Consider the following 19,828-nt stretch of genomic DNA (forward strand, 5'->3'; position numbering starts at 1 on the left):
TAAATTTTGATTATTCTTTTATTGAAAAAAGATCATATACTATTTTTAAGTAGCTTGTTTATTATTAAATTGAGTTGATTTTATTTTTAGATTCACAACAGCCGGCTCGAAGTCGAGTACCATTTTTCTCAGTATTTATTGATCATTCATCTTGTACCTTTAATGGTTTTACTTGGCATATAAACATCGTATTAATCTATTTTTATTATGTCGTTATAGCATGGTTTATCGTTACAGCCTCAAACAGATTTTGATTATTGGCACTATTGACTAGTAGAATTTTTTGCCATTTAAGTTGTTTGGCTTTTGCAAAGATTCGTTGGCTTGTGACAACAAGATTAACCTGCATTTTATGTTTAAGATTGCTATATAACTCAAGTTGGATTAAGTGTTCTAGGCTGGTAATAATGATGATTTGGTTTTCAGTATTTCTAGAGAATATATTCGATGGATAGTTGATTGGCTTGCGATCATAACACGCTATAGATTTAACCTTAGCTTTTCGATTTGTTAATGTTTGTGCTAATAATTGTCGTCCCGAATTGCCACATAAAATTAAAATGGTATGGTTTTGTACAGATTCTTGTTGAAGTTTTGCCAATAACCCTTCGCTATTTTCTTTTTCGGGATAGTTGATTTTAGCTGTAGTGAATTGGCTGAATAATTGTGCTGACTTTTTGCCTATTGCGTAATAACGAATGTTAGTTGGCAATATTAGATTTGAAAAATGTGCATTAATAACATGCGTAACTTGGGGTGAAACAATAATGACTATATCGTTGGGTACAAGATTATTGAATTGTTCTTGTAAATTTAGAAGCTCATTTCCTTGTGAGATTTTAAAAAATGGGAGATGCTGCGCTGGCAAGTTTGCTTGATTAAATAGTTGGGCAAGCTTTTCACCCTCTGGAGAGGGTCTGGTTACAAAAATCATTTTTGATGTAATTCCTGTAATATTGTTTTTGCACCTTGTTTTAACAGGCAATTTGCTAGCTCTTGTCCTAGCCTTTCTGCTTCGGTTAAACTACCAGTTAACGAGGCTTTGATTATGTTAGAACCATCAATGCATCCAACAAGACCCTCTAATAATAAGGTATTATTATTTAATTGACTATAGCAAGCAATGGGGACTTGGCAACCACCTTGTAAGGCTTTATTCATCGCTCTTTCAGCTTGGATACAAATGTGGCTATTTTTATCATCAAGCACTGAAAGAATATCTAATATTTGCTTGTCATTTGTTCTTGTTTCAATGCCAATCGCACCCTGTCCAACAGCAGGTAAAATTAAGCTGGTATCAATATATTGTTTGATTCTGCCATCTAATGCCAACCGTTTTAAGCCAACTGCAGCTAAAATAATTGCGTCATACTCATTATTGTCGAGCTTCGCTAAACGAGTGCCGACATTACCTCGAAGTTCTTTAATTTGTAAATGTGGATATTTAGCTCGCAATTGACATTGACGTCGTAAGCTTGATGTGCCAACCACTGCATTATTGGGTAGTTCATCTAGGTTTGAATATTTATTTGAAATAAACGCATCACGTACATCATCTCGTTTGCAAATTGTCGTGAGAGCTAGCCCTTCGGGAAACTCAGCAGGAATATCTTTTATCGAGTGGACAGCAATATCTGCTTCATTATTTAGTATTGCTTGTTCTAGTTGTTTAACAAAAAGACCTTTTCCTCCAATTTTTGATAGTGGGCTATCAAGTAATACATCACCTTTAGTTGTCATAGGGAGCAAATCCACCGTTAAATTTGGGTGAGCAGCTAATAGCTGTTGCTTAACAAAATTAGCTTGCCATAGAGCTAAAGGGCTTTTTCGTGTTGCAATGCGGATATTCAATTACAGTTTCCTATCTCTACAAATTATATACTTTTATTTGACTCAATTAATGAGTTTATTTTACAGCCTGAAAGGTTTGCAGTAGCTCGTTTCAGGCTATTTATTAGATTTAAGTGGTTATTATTATAGTTTGTCAACAAAACTCGTTGCGTAACCGATATAGTTAGCTGGGGTTAGCTGTTTTAATCGCATTTTTTCAGCTTCGGGCAACGCTAAAGAGTCGATAAATTGTTTAATGTCTTGTACATCAACACGTTTCCCTCTAGTTAATTCTTTTAATTTTTCGTAGGGTTTTTCTATTCCATAACGACGCATAACTGTTTGGATAGGCTCGGCAAGCACTTCCCAATTACAATTAAGCTCTTCAAGTAAATAAGCCTCGTTGACTTCAAGTTTATTTAACCCTTTTAAAGTTGATTGGTAAGCGATAATGGCATAGCCAATGCCAACTCCAAGATTACGTAAGACTGTTGAGTCAGTTAAATCGCGTTGCCAGCGAGAAATTGGCAATTTGCTGCCTAAATGCTTTATGATAGCATTGGCAAGCCCTAAGTTGCCCTCTGAGTTTTCAAAGTCAATCGGGTTAACTTTATGTGGCATTGTAGAAGATCCTATTTCACCTGCAATAGTCTTTTGCTTGAAGTGATTTAATGCAATATAGCCCCAAATATCACGATCAAAGTCGGTTAGAATGGTATTAAAGCGTGCTACACAATCAAAGAATTCTGCAATATAGTCATGAGGTTCGATTTGTGTGGTATAAGGATTCCATTTTAGTCCTAGCGAGTAGACAAAATCTTCACTGAATTTATGCCAATTTACTTGTGGATAAGCTACAATATGTGCATTATAGTTGCCTGTCGCTCCGTTAATTTTCCCCAGTATTTCAACCTCTTGTAACTGTTTTAACTGGCGTTTTAGGCGGTAAGCTACATTGGCAAATTCTTTACCGATTGTTGTGGGGGTAGCTGGTTGACCGTGTGTTCTTGAAAGTAGTGGTAAGTCCCGATAAGCTTTTGCTTGTGCGCTGATGTTATCAATTAGCTTATTCCAATAAGGGATTAAGATAGACTCTTTAGCTGTTTTTAGCATTAATGCATAAGATAAGTTGTTAATGTCTTCTGATGTGCAGGCAAAATGAATAAACTCATTGATTGCGTGTAATTCCTCGTTTGTGCTGACTTTTTCTTTTAAATAATACTCCACCGCTTTGACATCATGATTGGTTGTTTTTTCAATTTCTTTAATGCGATTTGCATCTTGTTCACTAAATTGTTCAATAATTTGGTTCAGATGATCGATAGCTGATTGGCTTAAGGCTGGAATTTCTAAAATATCTGCTTGTGAGGCTAATTTTTGTAGCCAACAAATCTCGACTTGGACACGGTATTTTAATAAACCATATTCGCTAAAAATGGTGCGTAATTCTCTTGTTTTTTCGCCATAACGCCCATCAATGGGTGAAAGGGCTGTAAGTGCAGATAATTCCATCGGTTTAACTCCGTTGCTATTTTGAAATATCAGTTATAAAGTGTAAGCTAGTTTGCTCAATTAATTTGCTCTAATAGCTGTTGTGCAGCGCTACAAATGCGCTTGCGGTTAAAAATAAGTTGAAAACGATTGCCACCAACTTGATACCATAAAATGGCGGATCGAACACAACCCAAAAGCGCTGTTCTTACTTTAGCTTGCACTAATGTGTTTTGCAAAAATTCGACTTTGCCAATCACTTTAATTTTAGTTGATATAGGGCTGATGATATCAGAATAAATTCCCGCTAAAGAATAAGATAGATCCTCAATATGCGCTCTAACAATTTCATCACTTATATCGGGATAAAGTGATGATATACGTTTTAATCGCTGATCTATCTTATCTAATGCGTCATTATTTTTTAGTAGTTTGCTTGTAATGCTAAGTGTGCCAAACAGGTAACGAATAATTTGGGTTTGTTCTTTTTGCCCCGATGATAATAGTTGTATTAATGTTTGTAATCCTGTTTTGATGTTTTCAATGCCATCATAAACATCGTCTGTAGTCTTTGGCGTAATTTTAAAAACGCTTTTTATTGCTTGTTCATAAATTATGGTACTGCAAACACCCGTGTTAGCAAGTTGAGGCACTAATATTGCGCTTTGTACAGCACCAGCAAGCGCAATAGCAATATGATGGTATTTATTATTCACTTTTTAGAACTCCTTACTTACTGCTTTTTATTCGTTCTTCTATAATACCACCACCAAGGCATACCTCGCCGTTATAAAATACTGCTGATTGACCTGGCGTTACAGCTGCAACAGGACTATCAAAAATAACTTTGATTTTGTCATCAGTTAATGGAGTAACTTGGCAGGCTATGTCTTGTTGGCGATAGCGTGTTTTTACGGTGCAACTAAATGGTTGAGTTACCTCTTTACGGTCAACCCAATGTAGTTGCTGAGCAATTAACCCGTCTGAAAACAGTGCAGGGTGATCATGACCTTGCGCTACAATCAATTCGTTATTGGTTAGATCTTTATCAACAACATACCATGGCGTGTCATCTGCCTGTTTTAGTCCACCAATTCCTAAGCCTTTTCGTTGTCCTAACGTATGATACATAAGGCCTTGATGTTGACCAATCACCTCGCCATCGACAGTACGAATTTTACCTGCTTTAGCGGGTAAATATCGTGCTAAAAACTCACTAAATTTGCGTTCTCCAATAAAACAGATACCAGTTGAGTCTTTTTTAGTTGCAGTAGCTAGACCAAGTTGCTGTGCAATTTTGCGCACTTCAGGTTTTTCAAGTTCACCAACGGGGAATAAACTTTGATGGATTTGCGATTCACTAAGAGTATAGAGAAAATAACTCTGGTCTTTGTTGTTGTCGATACCTCGCAGTAACTTAACTTTATTATCTACCTCTCTTTTGCGCACATAATGTCCAGTTGCAATGTAATCAGCACCAAGATCTTCAGCTGCGTATTCAAGAAATGCTTTAAATTTAATTTCTTTATTACATAAAATATCAGGGTTTGGTGTGCGTCCTGCTTTGTATTCAGATAAAAAATGTTCAAAAACATTATCCCAATACTCGGCAGCAAAATTAATAGTATGTAGTTTAATGTTTAATTTATCACAAACAGCTTGGGCGTCTGCTAAGTCAGCAGCAGCTGAGCAATATTCTTCTGTGTCGTCTTCTTCCCAGTTTTTCATAAATAATCCAACAACATTATATCCTTGTTGTTGTAATAAATAAGCAGAGACAGAAGAGTCAACGCCACCAGACATACCGACAACGACTTTTTTTTGGGTTTTTATATTTGGCATAATGATTATATTAATAGGTAAAATTAATCAAAAAATTTGATGCTAATTTTAACATAATTAGGGAAAAAAGCATAAAGTTATGCTAGTAGCGATTGTCATGTTAGTTTAGTTTTTGCGCTAGTTTTATACTAAAATGCTCATTTTCTAAAAATTTTGATGTTTTATTTGGCACGGAAAAAAACGAGATGGTAATGGATTAAAACAGCTTTATTCTATCAAATTCATAAAGCTGTTATTATTTAAAAGGTTAATTAGAATTAATTAAGATCTTTTAATAAGTAAACAACAAGACCTATAATTTTAAAATCTTGAGGTTCAGATTTATCACCAATGATAGCAGGGTACTTAGGGTTGTCACAAAGTAACGCTAAATTAGCACCTTGATTTTGAATGCGCTTAATACTAATTTGATCCTCATATTCCACTGCATATAAGTAGCCATCAATTGGTTTGCAATGCGCCTTGTTAATAATAAGTATATCATGATTTGATATTGTAGGCTCCATACTATCACCTTTTGCCCATACCGCAGTTAAGTCTTCGTAGTCACAACATTGATGTTTTATTAAGTTAACATCAAAAGGAATTGATTCAATTTGTGAATAAGAATTATTCGTTTCGTTTAGATGGTGGAATGGGATATGCACAGAACTGCGACGTTTGGATTCTGGCAATAAACGACATTCTCCTTTACCTGTTACTAGCCACTCAATCGGAATATCACATTTTTGGGCAATAATAGCTAGCCTATTTAATGCTGGATAGGTTTTTCCTGACAGGTAATCCCGTATTACAGCTTCCGACATACCAACTTTTTTAGCAAAGGCATTACCTGATATACCTTCTAATACTAGATTTAATCTATTCTTAAAATTAATTACTCCTGTATCGGTTAGTGCTCGTGTTTTTTCTTTTTCATATTGTTTTTTTGCGTTGCTTTTGGTCATTTTCTGTCCCTTTCCATGTGTTTTTTTGTTTTTGTTATTTTAATTCGTTTTTTTGTGTGTTATTCTTTGCTAGATGATTTCTTATATTTTGAGCATTGTAATACCGATAATCTTTACAATAGCAAAAGTTTAACTAATAGAGGATCTCATAATGAGAGAACAAGATCAAGACTGGACACCATCTAGAGTTGTAGGCGAAATTAAAATAAGAGGGGGGAATTTAAGAGCATTGTCGAGAGCTAGCGGATTGCAGGCCGATACTTTGAGAAATGCATTATATCGGCATTGCCCTAAATATGAGCGAATTATTTCTGAATATTTGCAAGTTCCTGTTGAAAAAATTTGGCCATCACGTTATCAATCAAAAGGCCAAAATAATATAAATATAAAAAATACTAAAATGTGATTATTTTTTTACAAAATATACTGTGAATTATATTGATGTTTACAGATAATCTGAGGGAGCTATTGCTCCCTTTTATTTTGTTTTAAAGCAACAACCACAAATAGCCAAAAATATCGACAGCGAACCTATTTAAAAACATCAGAATAAACACAAAAATCATAAATGAAATATCAATCATACCAATTGGTGGCACAATACGTCGTATAGGTGCAATAAAAGGCTCCGTTAACTGAGCAAGAAGCTCATCAGCATTTGATTGTCCGCGACTAATCCAACTTAAAATTGCTCGAAATAACAATAACCAAAATAATAAATATCCAAACGCATGAGCTATTGCTGCAAGAGCATAGAGAAGGTATTCACTAGACCAAATTGGCGTGTTAATTATTCCATAATGGCAAATAAAAATAATTTTAATCAATGCAAATAGGTATAATAGCAACCAAGTAGCGGTATCTATACGTCCAATTGAAGGAATAGCTTTACGTAATGGGCCAATAACAGGCTGAGTAATGCGAACAATAAATTGGGTAAAAGGGGTATAGAAATTCACACGTACCCGTTGCATCCATAACCGTAAAATTAAAATATATAAACATGCCGTTAAGACCGATTTCCCTAAAAAATAAAGTGATGTCATTTAAAACTCCTTAACTAAATATATTTTGGCAATATATCACAAATACTGCCTTGCCCCAAAGATAGCAGTACCAATACGAACCATCGTGCTACCTGCAACAATCGCAGCTTGCATGTCGCTACTCATACCCATGGATAATGTGTCCATAAATGGATAATCAGCTTGTAAAGAATGCAAAAGTTTCTGCATTTTGGTAAAGACATTTAATTGTTTGCCAAAATCATCTTCTATTTCAGGAATGGCCATTAATCCGCGTAAATTTAGATTGGGTAGCGCAATAATTTGTTTTACTAAACCCGCAACTTCTTCAGGAGCAACTCCTGACTTACTGGCTTCTTGGCTAATATTGACTTGAATTAGTACATTTAATTTAGCCATGGATGTAGGACGCTGATCATTTAAACGTTGAGCAATTTTAAAGCGATCAATGGTATGCATCCAGTCAAAATTTTCTGCCACTAATTTACTTTTATTCGACTGTAAAGGCCCAATAAAATGCCAAGTTAAAAGTTGGGATGGCATAGTTTTTTTGAAATATTGGATCTTTTCTATGCCTTCTTGAACATAATTTTCACCAAAAGAAAATTGTCCAGCACTTATTGCTTCTGTGATCTGTTGTACTGGTTTAGTTTTACTAACTGCAATAAGTTCTATTGTATTGGGATCTCGTTTGCATTTTGATGCGATTGTTTCAATTTCATTTCTAATAGCTAATAAATTGTCATGTATTGTATTCATTTTAATTCCCAATTAATAATTACTAGGTTAATTGTAATGTTAAACTCCATATTAGCGCTTAGTGTAACGCAAAATGCTTCAGATTTGCATCTTTCAAGTGGCGAAGCTGTACGGATTCGCATTAATGGGCAACTACAGATTTTATCAAAAGAAAAATTGTTACCATTAAACTTGGAAATTGAATTATTAAAGTTACTAAATGAAGTGCAAAAAAAACAATTACAACAAAATAGACAAATCGATTTTGCCTATCAAGCTGTTGGAATAGGTCGATTTAGGGTCAATATTTTTTATCAACAACGGGGCATTTCAGCTACATTTCGAATAATTAAAAACTATATTCCCGATCTATCTGAGATAGGCGCACCAGAGGTTTTTAAGAAACTAATCAAGTACGAAACAGGTATAATATTAGTTACTGGTTCGACTGGAAGTGGTAAATCAACTACACTTGCATCATTAATTGAGCACATCAATTTGACTCAGTCTAAGCACATTATTACTCTGGAAGATCCTATTGAATTTATCTATCAAAGTCAAAATTCATTAGTCCAGCAAAGAGAACTTACCTATTTTGATCATGCCATTATTGATAGTATTTTAAGACAAGATCCTGATATTATATTATTAGGTGAATTACGTAATAAACACGCAATTCAAGCAGCATTAACTGTCGCTGAAACTGGCCATTTAGTTTTTGCTACTTTGCATACAAATTCTGCTATTCAAAGCATAAATCGTATGATTGATGTATTTGAAAGCAACTCACATGATTTTATCCGTACACAATTAGCTAACAGTTTAAAAGCTGTTATAAGCCAAAAACTAGTGCCTACCGAACAAGGACGTAAAGCATTGTTTGAAATTCTAATCAATACACCAGCTATTAGTAATTTGATTAGTGAAGGAAAAATTAAACAAATTTTTTCGATTATGCAGACCGGGCAACAGTATGGCATGCAAATTATGGCTGATAATTAGGGATTAGCTATTATACAGTTCTATGCCAATCTAATTTTTGAATGATAACAACGAATAAATAAAAGTAGATCTTTACAAATCTTTACAAAAAATAGTTTTTTTTTATTTTTTAACTGTGTGCTTTTTAGTTATAATTGAGCGATTCTTATATATTCTATTTATGAAAGCGATTCACCTAGTCTAGGTATTATAAAATTAGCTAACAAATTAAATTTATTTAATAAATTTAATTTGTTAGGAAGCTGTAACTTGAAAAAATGGAAGGAAAATGATATACTGTTAGTACAGGTACACAGGTACACAGGTACACAGGTACACAGGTACACAGGTACACAGGTACACACATTTGAACAATGCCGAAAGTTAACACTACCATTATGGATTTCATCCTTTTTTAAGGTTTTCCAGTGCTTTCCTTATCATAATACACACCTAATAATATTTTTAAATTTTGTACAACAAATAAAACCTGTATTTTTAATAAAAATAACTAAAGCATATGGTAATATTCTTGAGTTAATACATATTCTTTTAAATATTAGACATAATGTTTTCAAAATTATGATGGCGCTATTCGGTTTACTAATATCTAATAACGTGGCATCAATTTTATCTGCTGTAACAACAAAAGAGATTTATGGTAGTGCGCCATACTTAACTTTTGATGGTGGACGTTCGCATGCTGATTCTGTTTCTCCATTATTGTCAATTATGCTACCTGATAATAAAGTTATTAATGCATTAGAAGATGAATCAAGTATGGAAAGTCCGATAATGTTAGATAAAAAATCTGTTACTTTTGCTGATATAAAAACGTTGGTGCCATTTAAAAACTATCCAAATATATTAACCGATGAAGTTATTGATAATAATGGTTATTGGCAAGATGATGATGGCGATAAGCTTAATCACACAAGCACAAGTAAATTAACTATTAACTGGCAAAATTTGGAAGGTCAAGATATAACTAGTTATGTAAAAAACAACTCAAATAGCGTATTGAATGGGTGTGATGCGCCTTATAAACTGACCTTAGAATTAGATGATATTGAAATAGTGGCTCAATATGGTATACCATCAAAAAGTGATAAATTTACAGGTGGGAAACATACCTATTATATTTACCCTAAAATTGATAAACCTAAATTTTGTTATGCTAAACCAAATTTAGAATTTAATTTTCATCCAGGCAAAGTCCCTTATGATGGAGCGATTTCTTCTATTAACGCAGGAAATGACGAGTGGAATAAGCATAGGGGATTTTATGCTTATAATTCAAGAATACTGACGCAAATTTTCCAACTACAGGCTCTCATAATTTGTTTTTTATTTGAGTGTTGCAGGAATAAAAGCACAAGAATTTGTTAATGTAAATGGTAATACAATTAGCAAAGGAGGTGTGATATTAAAATTAAATGCTGAAAATACCTCTCCTACTGGTTTAGTTAAAATGACTTTAATTGATCCTAAAGAAAATAACCCTAGTGCTTTCCCGCCCTCGGTATTTTCATTACATGGTATCCACAATGAATCACTATATAATTTTAAACTTGAGCGTTGGTATGTGGTTAAAAAAGGTGGCGCAGACAGTTATCAAAATGCAGTAGCATTTTGTAATAACTTTAATGGTGGTGGGTATCGGATAACAAAAGTACTTGATTTTACTAATGGGAAAGCTAGTAATGTCAACTGGCAACTAGGTATAGTTGAACCGATTTATCTGAGAAAATTAGTTATAAAGCGAATGGTTATTGGATAGGCAGTACTTAGTTAATGGGGGCGTATGACACAGCTTTATTATAAAGGCAGTGATTGGGAATATTTTTGTGTTAGTGATCCTGCTTGGGGAGATTTTAGATCCGCTTATTGGACTTCAGATGATCAAAATCATTGAAAGTATAATTATGTTGTAGAGGCCAATATTGGTAGTATTGGTAGTATTGGTAATAGCGGGCTTTCAGATCAAGATGATAGAGTAGCCTGCGTTACTCCTTAGTTTGTAGTTATCATCTAAAACAGATCTAATCATGATTATTTAGGCAAGTAAAGAACTCAATTTTTTGCCTAGATAATCAATAAAGTTCATACAGATGTAAACTAAGAACTAACCCGATTGCTAATTAGTTTTTAGACAATAAGCCAGCAAATGCTACTTTTCTTATTTAAAAAGTAAAATGTTTAACAACTATTGATCACACACTTTAATAGAAATTAGTTTTAGATTTAAAAATACTTATGAATATAGTTAACAATAAACTATATTGTTAAAAAGTGAGTTTTGTATCAAAAAAATATTCTATAATTGTGAAAAAGCATTGATATTAAAAGGTGATAAATAAATGGAACAAAAAATTGGTTTTATTGGTTTAGGTAACATGGGAAATGCCATATTACAAGGTATTTTGGGTAGTAATATTGTGCCAGGAACACAAATTTATGTTTATGATCATCATCCGGAAAAAGGTCAAGTTCTTAATCAAACTTATTCAGTAAATGATCTCGATTCAGCAAGAGATGTTGCTCGTGAGGCCGATATAGTTTTTATTGCGGTTAAACCTAATGTGATTATAGATGTTCTTACAGATATTCAGAAAGAATTAAAAAAGAATACAATTGTGATTTCAATTGCTGCTGGAGTTACTATTAGAGCAATTGCAAAATGTATCGGCTATGAACAAAAAATAGTTAGAGTTATGCCAAATACACCCGCTTTAGTTAATGCAGCAATGTGTTCCATTACACCAAATACCGAAGTAACTGATGGAGAGCTAACTATTGTAGAAACGTTACTAAACTGTATCGGCAAAACTGAAGTTGTGCCAGAATATTTAATTGATGCTGTTGTTGGCGCTAGCGGCTCTTCTCCTGCATTTGTCTTTATGTTTATTGAAGCATTGGCTGATGGAGCCGTAAAAGGCGGATTATCAAGAAAGCAAGCCTATAAATTTGCAGCACAGGCTGTTTTTGGTTCAGCAAAAATGCTATTAGAAACAGGCAAACATCCTGGCGAATTAAAAGATATGGTTTGTTCTCCTGCAGGTACAACAATTGAAGGTGTACAGATGCTTGAAGCTAAAGGGTTTAGATCGGCTATTATTGATGCAGTAGAAGCAACGATAAAAAAATCTCAAGCAATGGGAAAAGATTAATATCATAAAATTTATCATGTTATACACCTAATATAACATGATAAATTGTTATAACTAATAATAAAATCGACAAATTTAAAAAGATTCCTTGCATTAATAAACTAATTATGAGTAAATAGTACCAAGCATATGACATGCGGATTTATTTTGTAACATTTCGATATATGTAGTTTGTAGTTTACTATGTCTTAAAGATTAGTTTTCTTCAGTATCTTCTTAGTGTTAGTAAGTAATCGAAGTTTTATGTTTTTGTATATAGCCTACAGTGGCTAAGATTAATTTATTTATATAGGAAGATTATTATGTCTAAGAAAACTGGTCAAGTTAAATGGTTTAACGAAAGTAAAGGTTTTGGTTTTATTTCCCCTGCTGATGGCAGTAAAGATGTATTTGTACACTTTTCTGCAATTTCTGGCGATGGGTTTAAGACATTAGGTGAAGGTCAACAAGTAGAATTTTCAATTCAAGACAGCCCTCGTGGACCTGCAGCAGCGGATGTTACCATCATCTAAGATTCATATTTTATTTTTTAGTTTTGCTACCCTATCGGTAAATTGTTACTGATAGGGTATTTTCTTATAGACTTCCCACCTTAAATTCTTTACCATATTCTAGCTATTTCTAGTATTAATTATCATTTTTCATGATATTAGCAACAAACTTATAATATAAGGAAAGAAAATGAAAAGATTACTATTTATTGTGTTATTAGGCTTTTCTTCAATTTCTATGGCGGATTTAACTGAATCATGTAAAACCTATTTTGATAAACTTGACAGTTTTATGAAAGCAATTCCTAAACAACAATCTAATATGATTAAACAAAGCGTAGAACTGGCTAAACAACAAATTTCGTCACTGTCTGCAGATAATCAAGTTCCAGCTTGTAAACAAGGTATGGATTTTCTTCAACAAGCTGAAGAAAATTTATTTAAAAAATAATATAATTTATCGCATATTATGCCGAAAATCCCAAGGAGCTATTGGATGTTTATCTTTCCATAATCCTTTTTTATTTTGTTTTGCACTTCTTTCTAATTTTACCATGATTTTATTGTTTGCAACGCCTTTATAACGGTATGCCCAAGCATAACCACTTTCGACCATTTTGACATTAATATTCGTTTTGTTTAAGAAAATAATCCCTAAGCATCTTCTATAGATGTCTTTTTTGTTTTCTTTCACAAAAACATTTTTACCAGCAATGAGAGAGGCTAAATATTTTCGTGACGCATTACCATAGGCTTGTTTGCTTTCTGGGGCATCAATATCAAGTAAACGAACACGGACTTTTTGATTTTTGACAGTTAAAATATCCACAGTATCGCCATCAATCACCTTGACAACTTTACCGCTAAAATCAGCATATGCTAGCGTGTTTGATAAACAAAATAAAATAATACAAAAAAATAAACGAGCTAAGTGGTTCATTGGAATAGTAAGAATAGTATAAAAGTTTTTAATATTATACATTGATTGTTAAAAATCACGAAGTTGCGGTGGTGTTTTGTTTAATTAATGGTTAAGCACTTATTTAATGATTGCCCAGCCTCTAGGCCGTATTAATAAAAATATGGCTCAGAGATTAAGTGTTGTTATTTTTGATTAAATTAGAAAAGTTAGTTATGCAGCCTTATCCATATTAGATAAGGCTGACGAAAGCAAGTGTCTAAATTAAAAAGTATTGGTATCTTGGAATAGGCCTACTTTTAAATCAGATGCTTGGTAAATAAGCTTACCATCAACAAAAACTTCACCATCACCGATTCCCATGATTAATTTGCGGTTAATTACCCGTTTGAAATGGATTTTGTAGGTCACTTTTTTATTAGTTGGTAATACTTGTCCCGTGAATTTTACTTCACCAACGCCTAAAGCTCGTCCTTTGCCTTTGCCGCCTATCCAGCCCAAATAAAAGCCAACTAGTTGCCACATAGCATCAAGACCTAAACAGCCTGGCATAACAGGATCATTTTTGAAATGACATTTAAAAAACCATAAATTAGGATTAATATCCAGTTCTGCCTCGACGAAACCTTTGCCAAAATTACCACCGTTTTCATTCATCTCGATAATACGATCCATCATTAACATTAAATCAGATGGTAATGGAGGTCCATCATGACCAAATAATTCATTATTTCCTGATTTTATTAAATCTGTTTTATCGTACGATGATTTACGTTCAAATGTCATAAAAAAACCTTTTATTTAATGTAAATTAAAATATGTTTTGAAAATTGAAAGTTATCGAGCTTTCTATTTCTACTTCATAATCAATAAAATTTTGGGCTAAAGTTTATTGGGTATTGTTACTTTTTGCAATATTTTTGCCATTTACTAAGCCAACTATCTTGTTTTTTGTCTTGTAATAGTGCTGTTTGCATACGAGCATGAATCAATTGGTAAAGATTAATGCTATTTTTATCTTTATAGGGGATACCAGTAAGTAGATAAAGTGCATCAGCAATATGATCAACAGTCCATATTGAAAATTTTTCTTGTTTGATTGCTTCAATAACTTCATCATTTAAACTTAAATGGCGTTGGTTGGTAGCAGGAATGATCACGCCTTGTTGACCAGTTAAACCTTGATGCTTACAAACAGCAAAAAAACCTTCAATTTTTTCATTCACACCACCAATTGATTGAACATGCCCAAACTGATCTACTGACCCGGTTACTGCCAACTGCTGATCGATAGGTTGCTGCGATAAAGCGCTAATTATTGCACACAGCCCAGCAAGCGAAGCACTATCACCATCAATTTCATTATAGGACTGTTCGAATACCAAAGAAGTTGAAAAAGGTAATTGGTGATTGATCGCAAATTCAGACATAATAAAAGCCTGCATTATCATCATCCCTTTTGAGTGAATATTGCCTGCTAATTCTGTTTTGCGTTCAATGTCAATTAGCTCGCCATCGCCAAATTGGAGAAGGCAACTCAAACGCGTAGGTTCACCGATAACTTTTGGGTGCCCAGGATATTCAATGACTGATAAGCCATTTATTTGTCCAACAATTTGATTTTTAGTATTAATCATTATTTGATTGTTGAAAATATCATCATATAATCTTTCTTGCAAATAATCTTCATGCCATGATTTTTGCCTGATTGCAGTAGTGATTGCAGATTCATCAATTGAGCAATTTTGCATAAAGTGTGAAGCATTAGCTAATAGTGAATTAATCCAATCAACCGAAAGAGGGAGATAATATTGGTCACCAGTGTAGCGAGTGGCTTCTTTGTATATTGTAGAAATTGCCGAAGTATCAATATTCGGCAAGCCTTGTTTATTTGCAATAAAGTTTAGGTAATCAATCCATAACTCAAATTGCTCAAATGAAGTGATTTTCAATTCATTCTCAAACTCAGCATAAATTGAAGTTGAAAAAAATTCTGGCTCGAAATCTTGTAATTCTGCTAAACTCAATCTATCTCCAACTAAAATAACCCGCAAATCAAGTGGCATAGATGGAATTGATAAAGGTAAAGGATGGGAATCATCTGTAGAAACCCACTCAAATTCTTGTTTCATTACCATTTGTTTTAACTTTGTCCACAACAAAGGTTGGCTAAGTAATGAACGAAGTCCTAAAATTAAAACACCACCATTAACACGATGAACAATCCCAGGTTGTAATTTTATTGGGCTATTTTCAGGCTGTCTAACGCAGCCAAAAAGTTTTTCAGTATCAATAGAAGATGCAAATAGGCAATTATCTTGAGCTGCAAAATTATCTTGTTTGCTTTTTGCCTCAGTTAGTGTAATTTTATTTTCACTAAAAAAATAGCTGTAGCCTAATGATGAGAAAGATAAGTCTGATTTAATTGCTTGTCGAAGTAAACCAAAAAAAAGCTCACTTTCAGGCGCTTTAAGCAACATGAAACGTGGGTTATAACATTCTTTTTTATTGTTGCATAATCGTGACAAAGCGGAGGCAACACGAGGTTGCCACTTGAGTAAATGCTTCGATTTTTCTGGCGTTAATGCTGCTGAAAAATTAGTTTTGTTTTTAAGATCAGAAATATATGATAAATTAGGTTGGATCTGTTGTGTGTTGAGTTGTGTAATTGCCAAAATTATTGTCTTTTTGTTAGCTTATTTCATCTGCAAATTATAACAAGTATCCGTTGTATCGCCAACAGATTACCAAAATCTTTATGGTAACAAATAAAAAAATTACGGAAAGATTTTTCAAAATCAGGTAGACTAAGTCACAATTTATTGTTTATTTTGCATCACTATCATCATTATCAACGACTAAACATGCTCAGAATCAAAAATACCTATTTCAAAGATGAACGTTCCTCTCAAATTGTTAGTTGGGGACATTGGTTTACGTTGTTTAATATTTTTATCGTAATAATACTTGGTAGTCAATATCTAATTATTGCAGATTGGCCTCGCACTTTTATGGGGCGATTTTATGCAATAATTAGTGCGATTGGCCATTTTAGTTATTTGACTTTTATTGCTTACCTAGTTCTACTTTTTCCTTTAAGTTTTTTTATTCATTCATCTCGATGGCAAAGGATTATTGCAACAGTTTTTGCAACTGTTGGTATTTCATTATTACTTATTGATATTGAGGTTTTTTCGCATTTTAGAATGCATTTAAATTTGTCTATTTGGCAATTATTTTCATCACAAAAAGTTACTTATTTAAGTTCAATATTTATTATCATTCCGTTTATTTTATTAATTGAGATTCTATTTTCAGTTTGGAGCTGGAAAAAATTACGTAGTTTAAGTAAGCGTAAATGCTATGCAAAGCCTGTTGTGGTTGCCTTTATTATTTGCTTTGTTACTTCGCACTTGACTCATATTTGGGCTGATGCTAATTTTTATCGTCCAATTACTATGCAGCGCTCAAGCCTGCCGCTTTCTTATCCTTTAACCGCTCGTCATTTTCTTGAACGCTATGGATTTATGAAAGAAAATGGTTATCGTGATCGCGTGACTCAAGAGGGGAACCCTTTTGCAATAGCAATTGAGTATCCTTTAGGGCGTATTGTTTATGATGAACAACCAATAAAAAACAATGTTCTAATCATTACTATTGATGGATGGAATGTTGATTTATTAAGTAAATATATGCCAAAGCTTAATGAGTTTGCTCAAGATAACATCGCCTTTACTAATCATTATGTTGCAAGTAATCAACCTTATTTGAATAATTTTTCATTGTTTTATGGATTAGATCCTAATTACTATAATAGTATCCTTGTTGGGCATAAACCGTCGGTATTATTTGAGGCTGTTACTAAACGACAATATAATTTAGGCTTATTTTCGGTTGATGGATTTGCAGAGCCTTTATATCGTTCTGCATTGTTATCTAATTTTTCAATATCAGAGCCTAAAAAACAAACCAATAAACAAATAACCGAAAGCTGGATAGCGTGGCATAAAGAACAGAATAATATTGATAATCATGCGCCTTCATTTTCTATAATTCAATATTCGTTAGGTGATAAAAACAAAAAAATTGCTATATCTGGCCTTCAATTAGAAGCTAAAAAATTAGATCAGAATATTGCATCATTAATGACTTATTTAAAATTATCTAATGCCAGTGATGATACAGTTGTTATTGTTACAGGCTCGAATGATATTAAAATTGATGAAGCAAAAAAAATAGCTTTACGCAATACAGGTAGTGGCTTTAATCGTGACTTATTAAAAGTCCCTCTGATTATATCATGGCCAGGTAAAGAAAAATCACAAGTAACACAAGCGACCTCGCAAACCGATATTATGTGTACATTAATGCAAGATGTGTTTTATGTCACTACACCACCACGGCAGTATAGCCAAGGAAAAAGCCTATTTAGCCCTAAAACAAGGCAATGGTTAGTTGTGGGTGATGAGAATACTATTGCTGCGATTTATGATGATAAAACAGTAGTTTTAGACGCATCTGGACGTTCTAAGATTTACGATTTAAATGGCAAGTTAAAAAAAGGTGAAAAAATTAGCTTGCCAATATTCTTACAGATAGTTACCGAAAATCGCCGTTTTATGGTGGTGGATAATTGATTTATTTACTGATTTAAAAATAAAAAAGAGGGTGAAGATTACTTCACCTCTTTACCCATAGCTTGTAGATCTGCATGATAAGATGAGCGGACAAAAGGCCCACAAGCGGCATGGGTAAATCCCATATTTAATGCTGTTTGCTTCAATTCTTCAAATTCTTGTGGTGACACATAACGTTCAACTGGTAAATGATATTTACTCGGTTGTAAATATTGACCCAGCGTTAACATAGTCACACCATGACTACGTAAATCCTTTAATACTTGAATTAACTCTTCGTTTGTTTCACCTAGTCCAACCATCAACCCCGATTTTGTTGGAATTTCTGGATGCCGCTCTTTAAACCTAGCCAGTAATTTGAGGGATCCTTCATAGTTAGCACCAGGACGGATCTTTTTATATAAACGTGGGATATTCTCTAAGTTATGATTAAACACATCAGGTGGGTTATTGCTTAACACTTCAATTGCTTCATTAATACAGCCACGAAAGTCAGGTGTGAGTGTTTCAACTTTTATATTTGGGTTTAATGTTCTAATTTCTCGAGTACAATTAGCAAAATGGCTAGCTCCACCATCTTTTAAATCATCCCTATCAACCGAGGTAATAACAACATAGCGTAATTTCATTTCTTGAATGGTTTGCGCTAGCTTAATTGGTTCTTTACTGTCTGGTGGTAATGGTCTACCATGAGCTACATCACAAAATGGGCAACGGCGGGTACAAATATCGCCCAAAATCATAAAAGTAGCTGTACCATGGTTAAAGCATTCAGCTAAGTTAGGGCAAGAGGCTTCTTCACAGACTGAATGCAATCCATGTTTGCGCATGGTGTTTTTGATATGTGCAATATTATCAGAGTGAGCAGATAGCTTAATTCGCATCCATTCAGGTTTTTTAAGTGGCGTTGCATCTTCTAATGTGATTGTTGGGATTAAGCGTGTTTTGTCAGCATCACGATATTTTGAGCTTCTGAGTGTTGTTTCATTATTTTGCATAATTGGTATCTTATTTTTGAGGTAACTGCTTAATAAAATTATTAGTTAATAGTTGTTTTATCTCTTTATGATTAATTTGAGACACATATTCTTTTAGTTGCGTCATTTGTAATCCGGCGTAGCCACAAGGGTTAATGTTATTAAAAGGGGAAAGATCCATATCAACATTGAATGCAAGTCCATGTAAAGTGCAGCCACGACTGATATGCAAACCAAGTGAACAAATTTTTTTTTCGTTAATATATACTCCCGGTGCATTAGACTTTGCATGAGCTATAATACCATAATGGAGTAATGTTTGAATGACACTATTTTCTAAATAACTAACTATATCTCGGATACCTATCTTAAGTCTTTTTAAATCAAATAAAATATACATGATTTGTTGACCTGGAGCATGGTAAGTAATTTGACCACCGCGATCGGTCTGAATAACTGGGATATTTGTCTGATTTAATAAATGTTCTGCTTTACCAACTTTACCTTGGGTAAATACGGGTTCATGCTCGACTAACCAGATTTCATCAAGAGAATGCTCATTACGTTGTTTTGTAAAGTCATGCATAGCTTGATAGGTATACACATATGGTTTAATTTTTAAGTCTTTGATTATGACATTATTAATGATCATAGTTTTTTCTATTGTCTTCAAGTAATATTATCGAAATTTTTACAAGTATATAACAGATTTCATAATAAATTGACAACTTGTAGTTATTCTCAGTATAGCTGCTAGGAATAATATTTAAATTTATTATT

Annotated in this window: 21 protein-coding genes; 8 read left to right on the forward strand and 13 right to left on the reverse strand. The window is 33.4% G+C overall.

The window, feature by feature from the left end; translation table 11 throughout:
• Positions 1-205: 205 nt before the first annotated feature.
• The 6 genes from A9G42_RS09270 to A9G42_RS09295 form a co-directional block, all read right to left on the reverse strand.
• Positions 206-934: a uroporphyrinogen-III synthase gene (locus A9G42_RS09270; RefSeq protein WP_065567483.1), complete on the reverse strand. Its 729-nt coding sequence runs from the start codon at positions 932-934 to the stop codon at positions 206-208.
• Positions 931-1,851, reverse strand: coding sequence for a hydroxymethylbilane synthase (hemC, locus tag A9G42_RS09275; RefSeq protein WP_065567482.1), 921 nt, complete (start codon positions 1,849-1,851; stop codon positions 931-933). Before hemC ends, A9G42_RS09270 begins: the two co-directional genes overlap by 4 nt.
• A 123-nt stretch (positions 1,852-1,974) precedes the next feature.
• A complete protein-coding gene (gene purB, locus A9G42_RS09280) occupies positions 1,975-3,342 on the reverse strand; it encodes an adenylosuccinate lyase (protein ID WP_065641845.1) in 1,368 nt (455 codons plus the stop codon).
• Between the two features lie 56 nt (positions 3,343-3,398).
• On the reverse strand, positions 3,399-4,037 hold the full coding sequence (gene hflD / locus A9G42_RS09285) for a high frequency lysogenization protein HflD (protein WP_065653268.1): 639 nt from the start codon (positions 4,035-4,037) through the stop codon (positions 3,399-3,401).
• Between the two features lie 13 nt (positions 4,038-4,050).
• Positions 4,051-5,163: a tRNA 2-thiouridine(34) synthase MnmA gene (gene mnmA, locus A9G42_RS09290; RefSeq protein ID WP_065653269.1), complete on the reverse strand. Its 1,113-nt coding sequence runs from the start codon at positions 5,161-5,163 to the stop codon at positions 4,051-4,053.
• A 257-nt stretch (positions 5,164-5,420) separates the two neighbouring features.
• Positions 5,421-6,110 carry a LexA family transcriptional regulator gene (locus tag A9G42_RS09295; RefSeq protein ID WP_065653270.1) on the reverse strand — a complete coding sequence of 230 codons (690 nt, stop codon included), beginning with the start codon at positions 6,108-6,110 and terminating at the stop codon, positions 5,421-5,423.
• A 151-nt stretch (positions 6,111-6,261) separates the two neighbouring features.
• On the opposite strand from A9G42_RS09295, the gene A9G42_RS09300 reads away from it, so the two are divergent.
• The gene (locus A9G42_RS09300; RefSeq protein ID WP_065567477.1) at positions 6,262-6,516 is read left to right on the forward strand and encodes a helix-turn-helix domain-containing protein; all 255 of its coding nucleotides are present in this window, start codon (positions 6,262-6,264) and stop codon (positions 6,514-6,516) included.
• Between the two features lie 82 nt (positions 6,517-6,598).
• Here A9G42_RS09300 and A9G42_RS09305 read toward each other — a convergent pair whose 3' ends face one another.
• Entirely contained in the window at positions 6,599-7,156 is a 558-nt protein-coding gene (locus A9G42_RS09305; RefSeq protein WP_065567476.1) for a YggT family protein, read from the reverse strand.
• Positions 7,157-7,192: 36 nt separating this feature from the next.
• Positions 7,193-7,894, reverse strand: a complete 702-nt coding sequence (locus A9G42_RS09310) for a YggS family pyridoxal phosphate-dependent enzyme (RefSeq protein WP_065567475.1) — start codon at positions 7,892-7,894, stop codon at positions 7,193-7,195.
• Positions 7,895-7,930: 36 nt separating this feature from the next.
• Here A9G42_RS09310 and A9G42_RS09315 point away from each other — a divergent pair, with 36 nt between their 5' ends.
• The 6 genes from A9G42_RS09315 to A9G42_RS09340 all read left to right on the forward strand — a co-directional run bounded on the left by A9G42_RS09315 (position 7,931) and on the right by A9G42_RS09340 (position 12,966).
• Positions 7,931-8,875 carry a type IV pilus twitching motility protein PilT gene (locus tag A9G42_RS09315; protein ID WP_065653271.1) on the forward strand — a complete coding sequence of 315 codons (945 nt, stop codon included), beginning with the start codon at positions 7,931-7,933 and terminating at the stop codon, positions 8,873-8,875.
• Between the two features lie 249 nt (positions 8,876-9,124).
• On the forward strand, positions 9,125-10,243 hold the full coding sequence (locus tag A9G42_RS09320) for a hypothetical protein (protein WP_143426141.1): 1,119 nt from the start codon (positions 9,125-9,127) through the stop codon (positions 10,241-10,243).
• Positions 10,244-10,274: 31 nt separating this feature from the next.
• Complete coding sequence (locus A9G42_RS09325; protein WP_143426142.1) at positions 10,275-10,634, forward strand: hypothetical protein; 360 nt, start codon at positions 10,275-10,277, stop codon at positions 10,632-10,634.
• 580 nt (positions 10,635-11,214) lie between these two features.
• Positions 11,215-12,024 (forward strand): pyrroline-5-carboxylate reductase, encoded by an 810-nt coding sequence (proC, locus tag A9G42_RS09330; RefSeq protein ID WP_065641852.1) that lies wholly within the window; start codon positions 11,215-11,217, stop codon positions 12,022-12,024.
• A gap of 302 nt (positions 12,025-12,326) precedes the next feature.
• A complete protein-coding gene (gene cspE / locus A9G42_RS09335) occupies positions 12,327-12,536 on the forward strand; it encodes a transcription antiterminator/RNA stability regulator CspE (RefSeq protein WP_034909833.1) in 210 nt (69 codons plus the stop codon).
• A gap of 169 nt (positions 12,537-12,705) precedes the next feature.
• Positions 12,706-12,966, forward strand: coding sequence for a DUF5339 family protein (locus tag A9G42_RS09340; protein WP_065641853.1), 261 nt, complete (start codon positions 12,706-12,708; stop codon positions 12,964-12,966).
• Between the two features lie 6 nt (positions 12,967-12,972).
• Here the strand turns inward: A9G42_RS09340 and A9G42_RS09345 are convergent, their stop codons facing one another.
• From A9G42_RS09345 to A9G42_RS09355, 3 genes are all read right to left on the reverse strand, one after another.
• The gene (locus A9G42_RS09345; RefSeq protein ID WP_257006406.1) at positions 12,973-13,497 is read right to left on the reverse strand and encodes a thermonuclease family protein; all 525 of its coding nucleotides are present in this window, start codon (positions 13,495-13,497) and stop codon (positions 12,973-12,975) included.
• Positions 13,498-13,698: 201 nt separating this feature from the next.
• A complete protein-coding gene (gene fabA, locus A9G42_RS09350; protein ID WP_065653274.1) occupies positions 13,699-14,220 on the reverse strand; it encodes a bifunctional 3-hydroxydecanoyl-ACP dehydratase/trans-2-decenoyl-ACP isomerase in 522 nt (173 codons plus the stop codon).
• 116 nt (positions 14,221-14,336) lie between these two features.
• Positions 14,337-16,109, reverse strand: a complete 1,773-nt coding sequence (locus tag A9G42_RS09355; RefSeq protein ID WP_143426143.1) for an AAA family ATPase — start codon at positions 16,107-16,109, stop codon at positions 14,337-14,339.
• A 189-nt stretch (positions 16,110-16,298) separates the two neighbouring features.
• On the opposite strand from A9G42_RS09355, the gene A9G42_RS09360 reads away from it, so the two are divergent.
• On the forward strand, positions 16,299-18,071 hold the full coding sequence (locus A9G42_RS09360) for a DUF3413 domain-containing protein (RefSeq protein ID WP_065653275.1): 1,773 nt from the start codon (positions 16,299-16,301) through the stop codon (positions 18,069-18,071).
• A 38-nt stretch (positions 18,072-18,109) separates the two neighbouring features.
• Here A9G42_RS09360 and lipA read toward each other — a convergent pair whose 3' ends face one another.
• Both lipA and lipB read right to left on the reverse strand, forming a co-directional pair.
• A complete protein-coding gene (lipA, locus tag A9G42_RS09365) occupies positions 18,110-19,069 on the reverse strand; it encodes a lipoyl synthase (RefSeq protein WP_065653276.1) in 960 nt (319 codons plus the stop codon).
• A 10-nt stretch (positions 19,070-19,079) separates the two neighbouring features.
• The gene (gene lipB / locus A9G42_RS09370) at positions 19,080-19,700 is read right to left on the reverse strand and encodes a lipoyl(octanoyl) transferase LipB (protein ID WP_065653277.1); all 621 of its coding nucleotides are present in this window, start codon (positions 19,698-19,700) and stop codon (positions 19,080-19,082) included.
• Positions 19,701-19,828: the final 128 nt, after the last annotated feature.

Source organism: Gilliamella sp. Nev6-6, from assembly GCF_001690605.1.
GTDB lineage: Bacteria > Pseudomonadota > Gammaproteobacteria > Enterobacterales > Orbaceae > Gilliamella > Gilliamella apicola_C.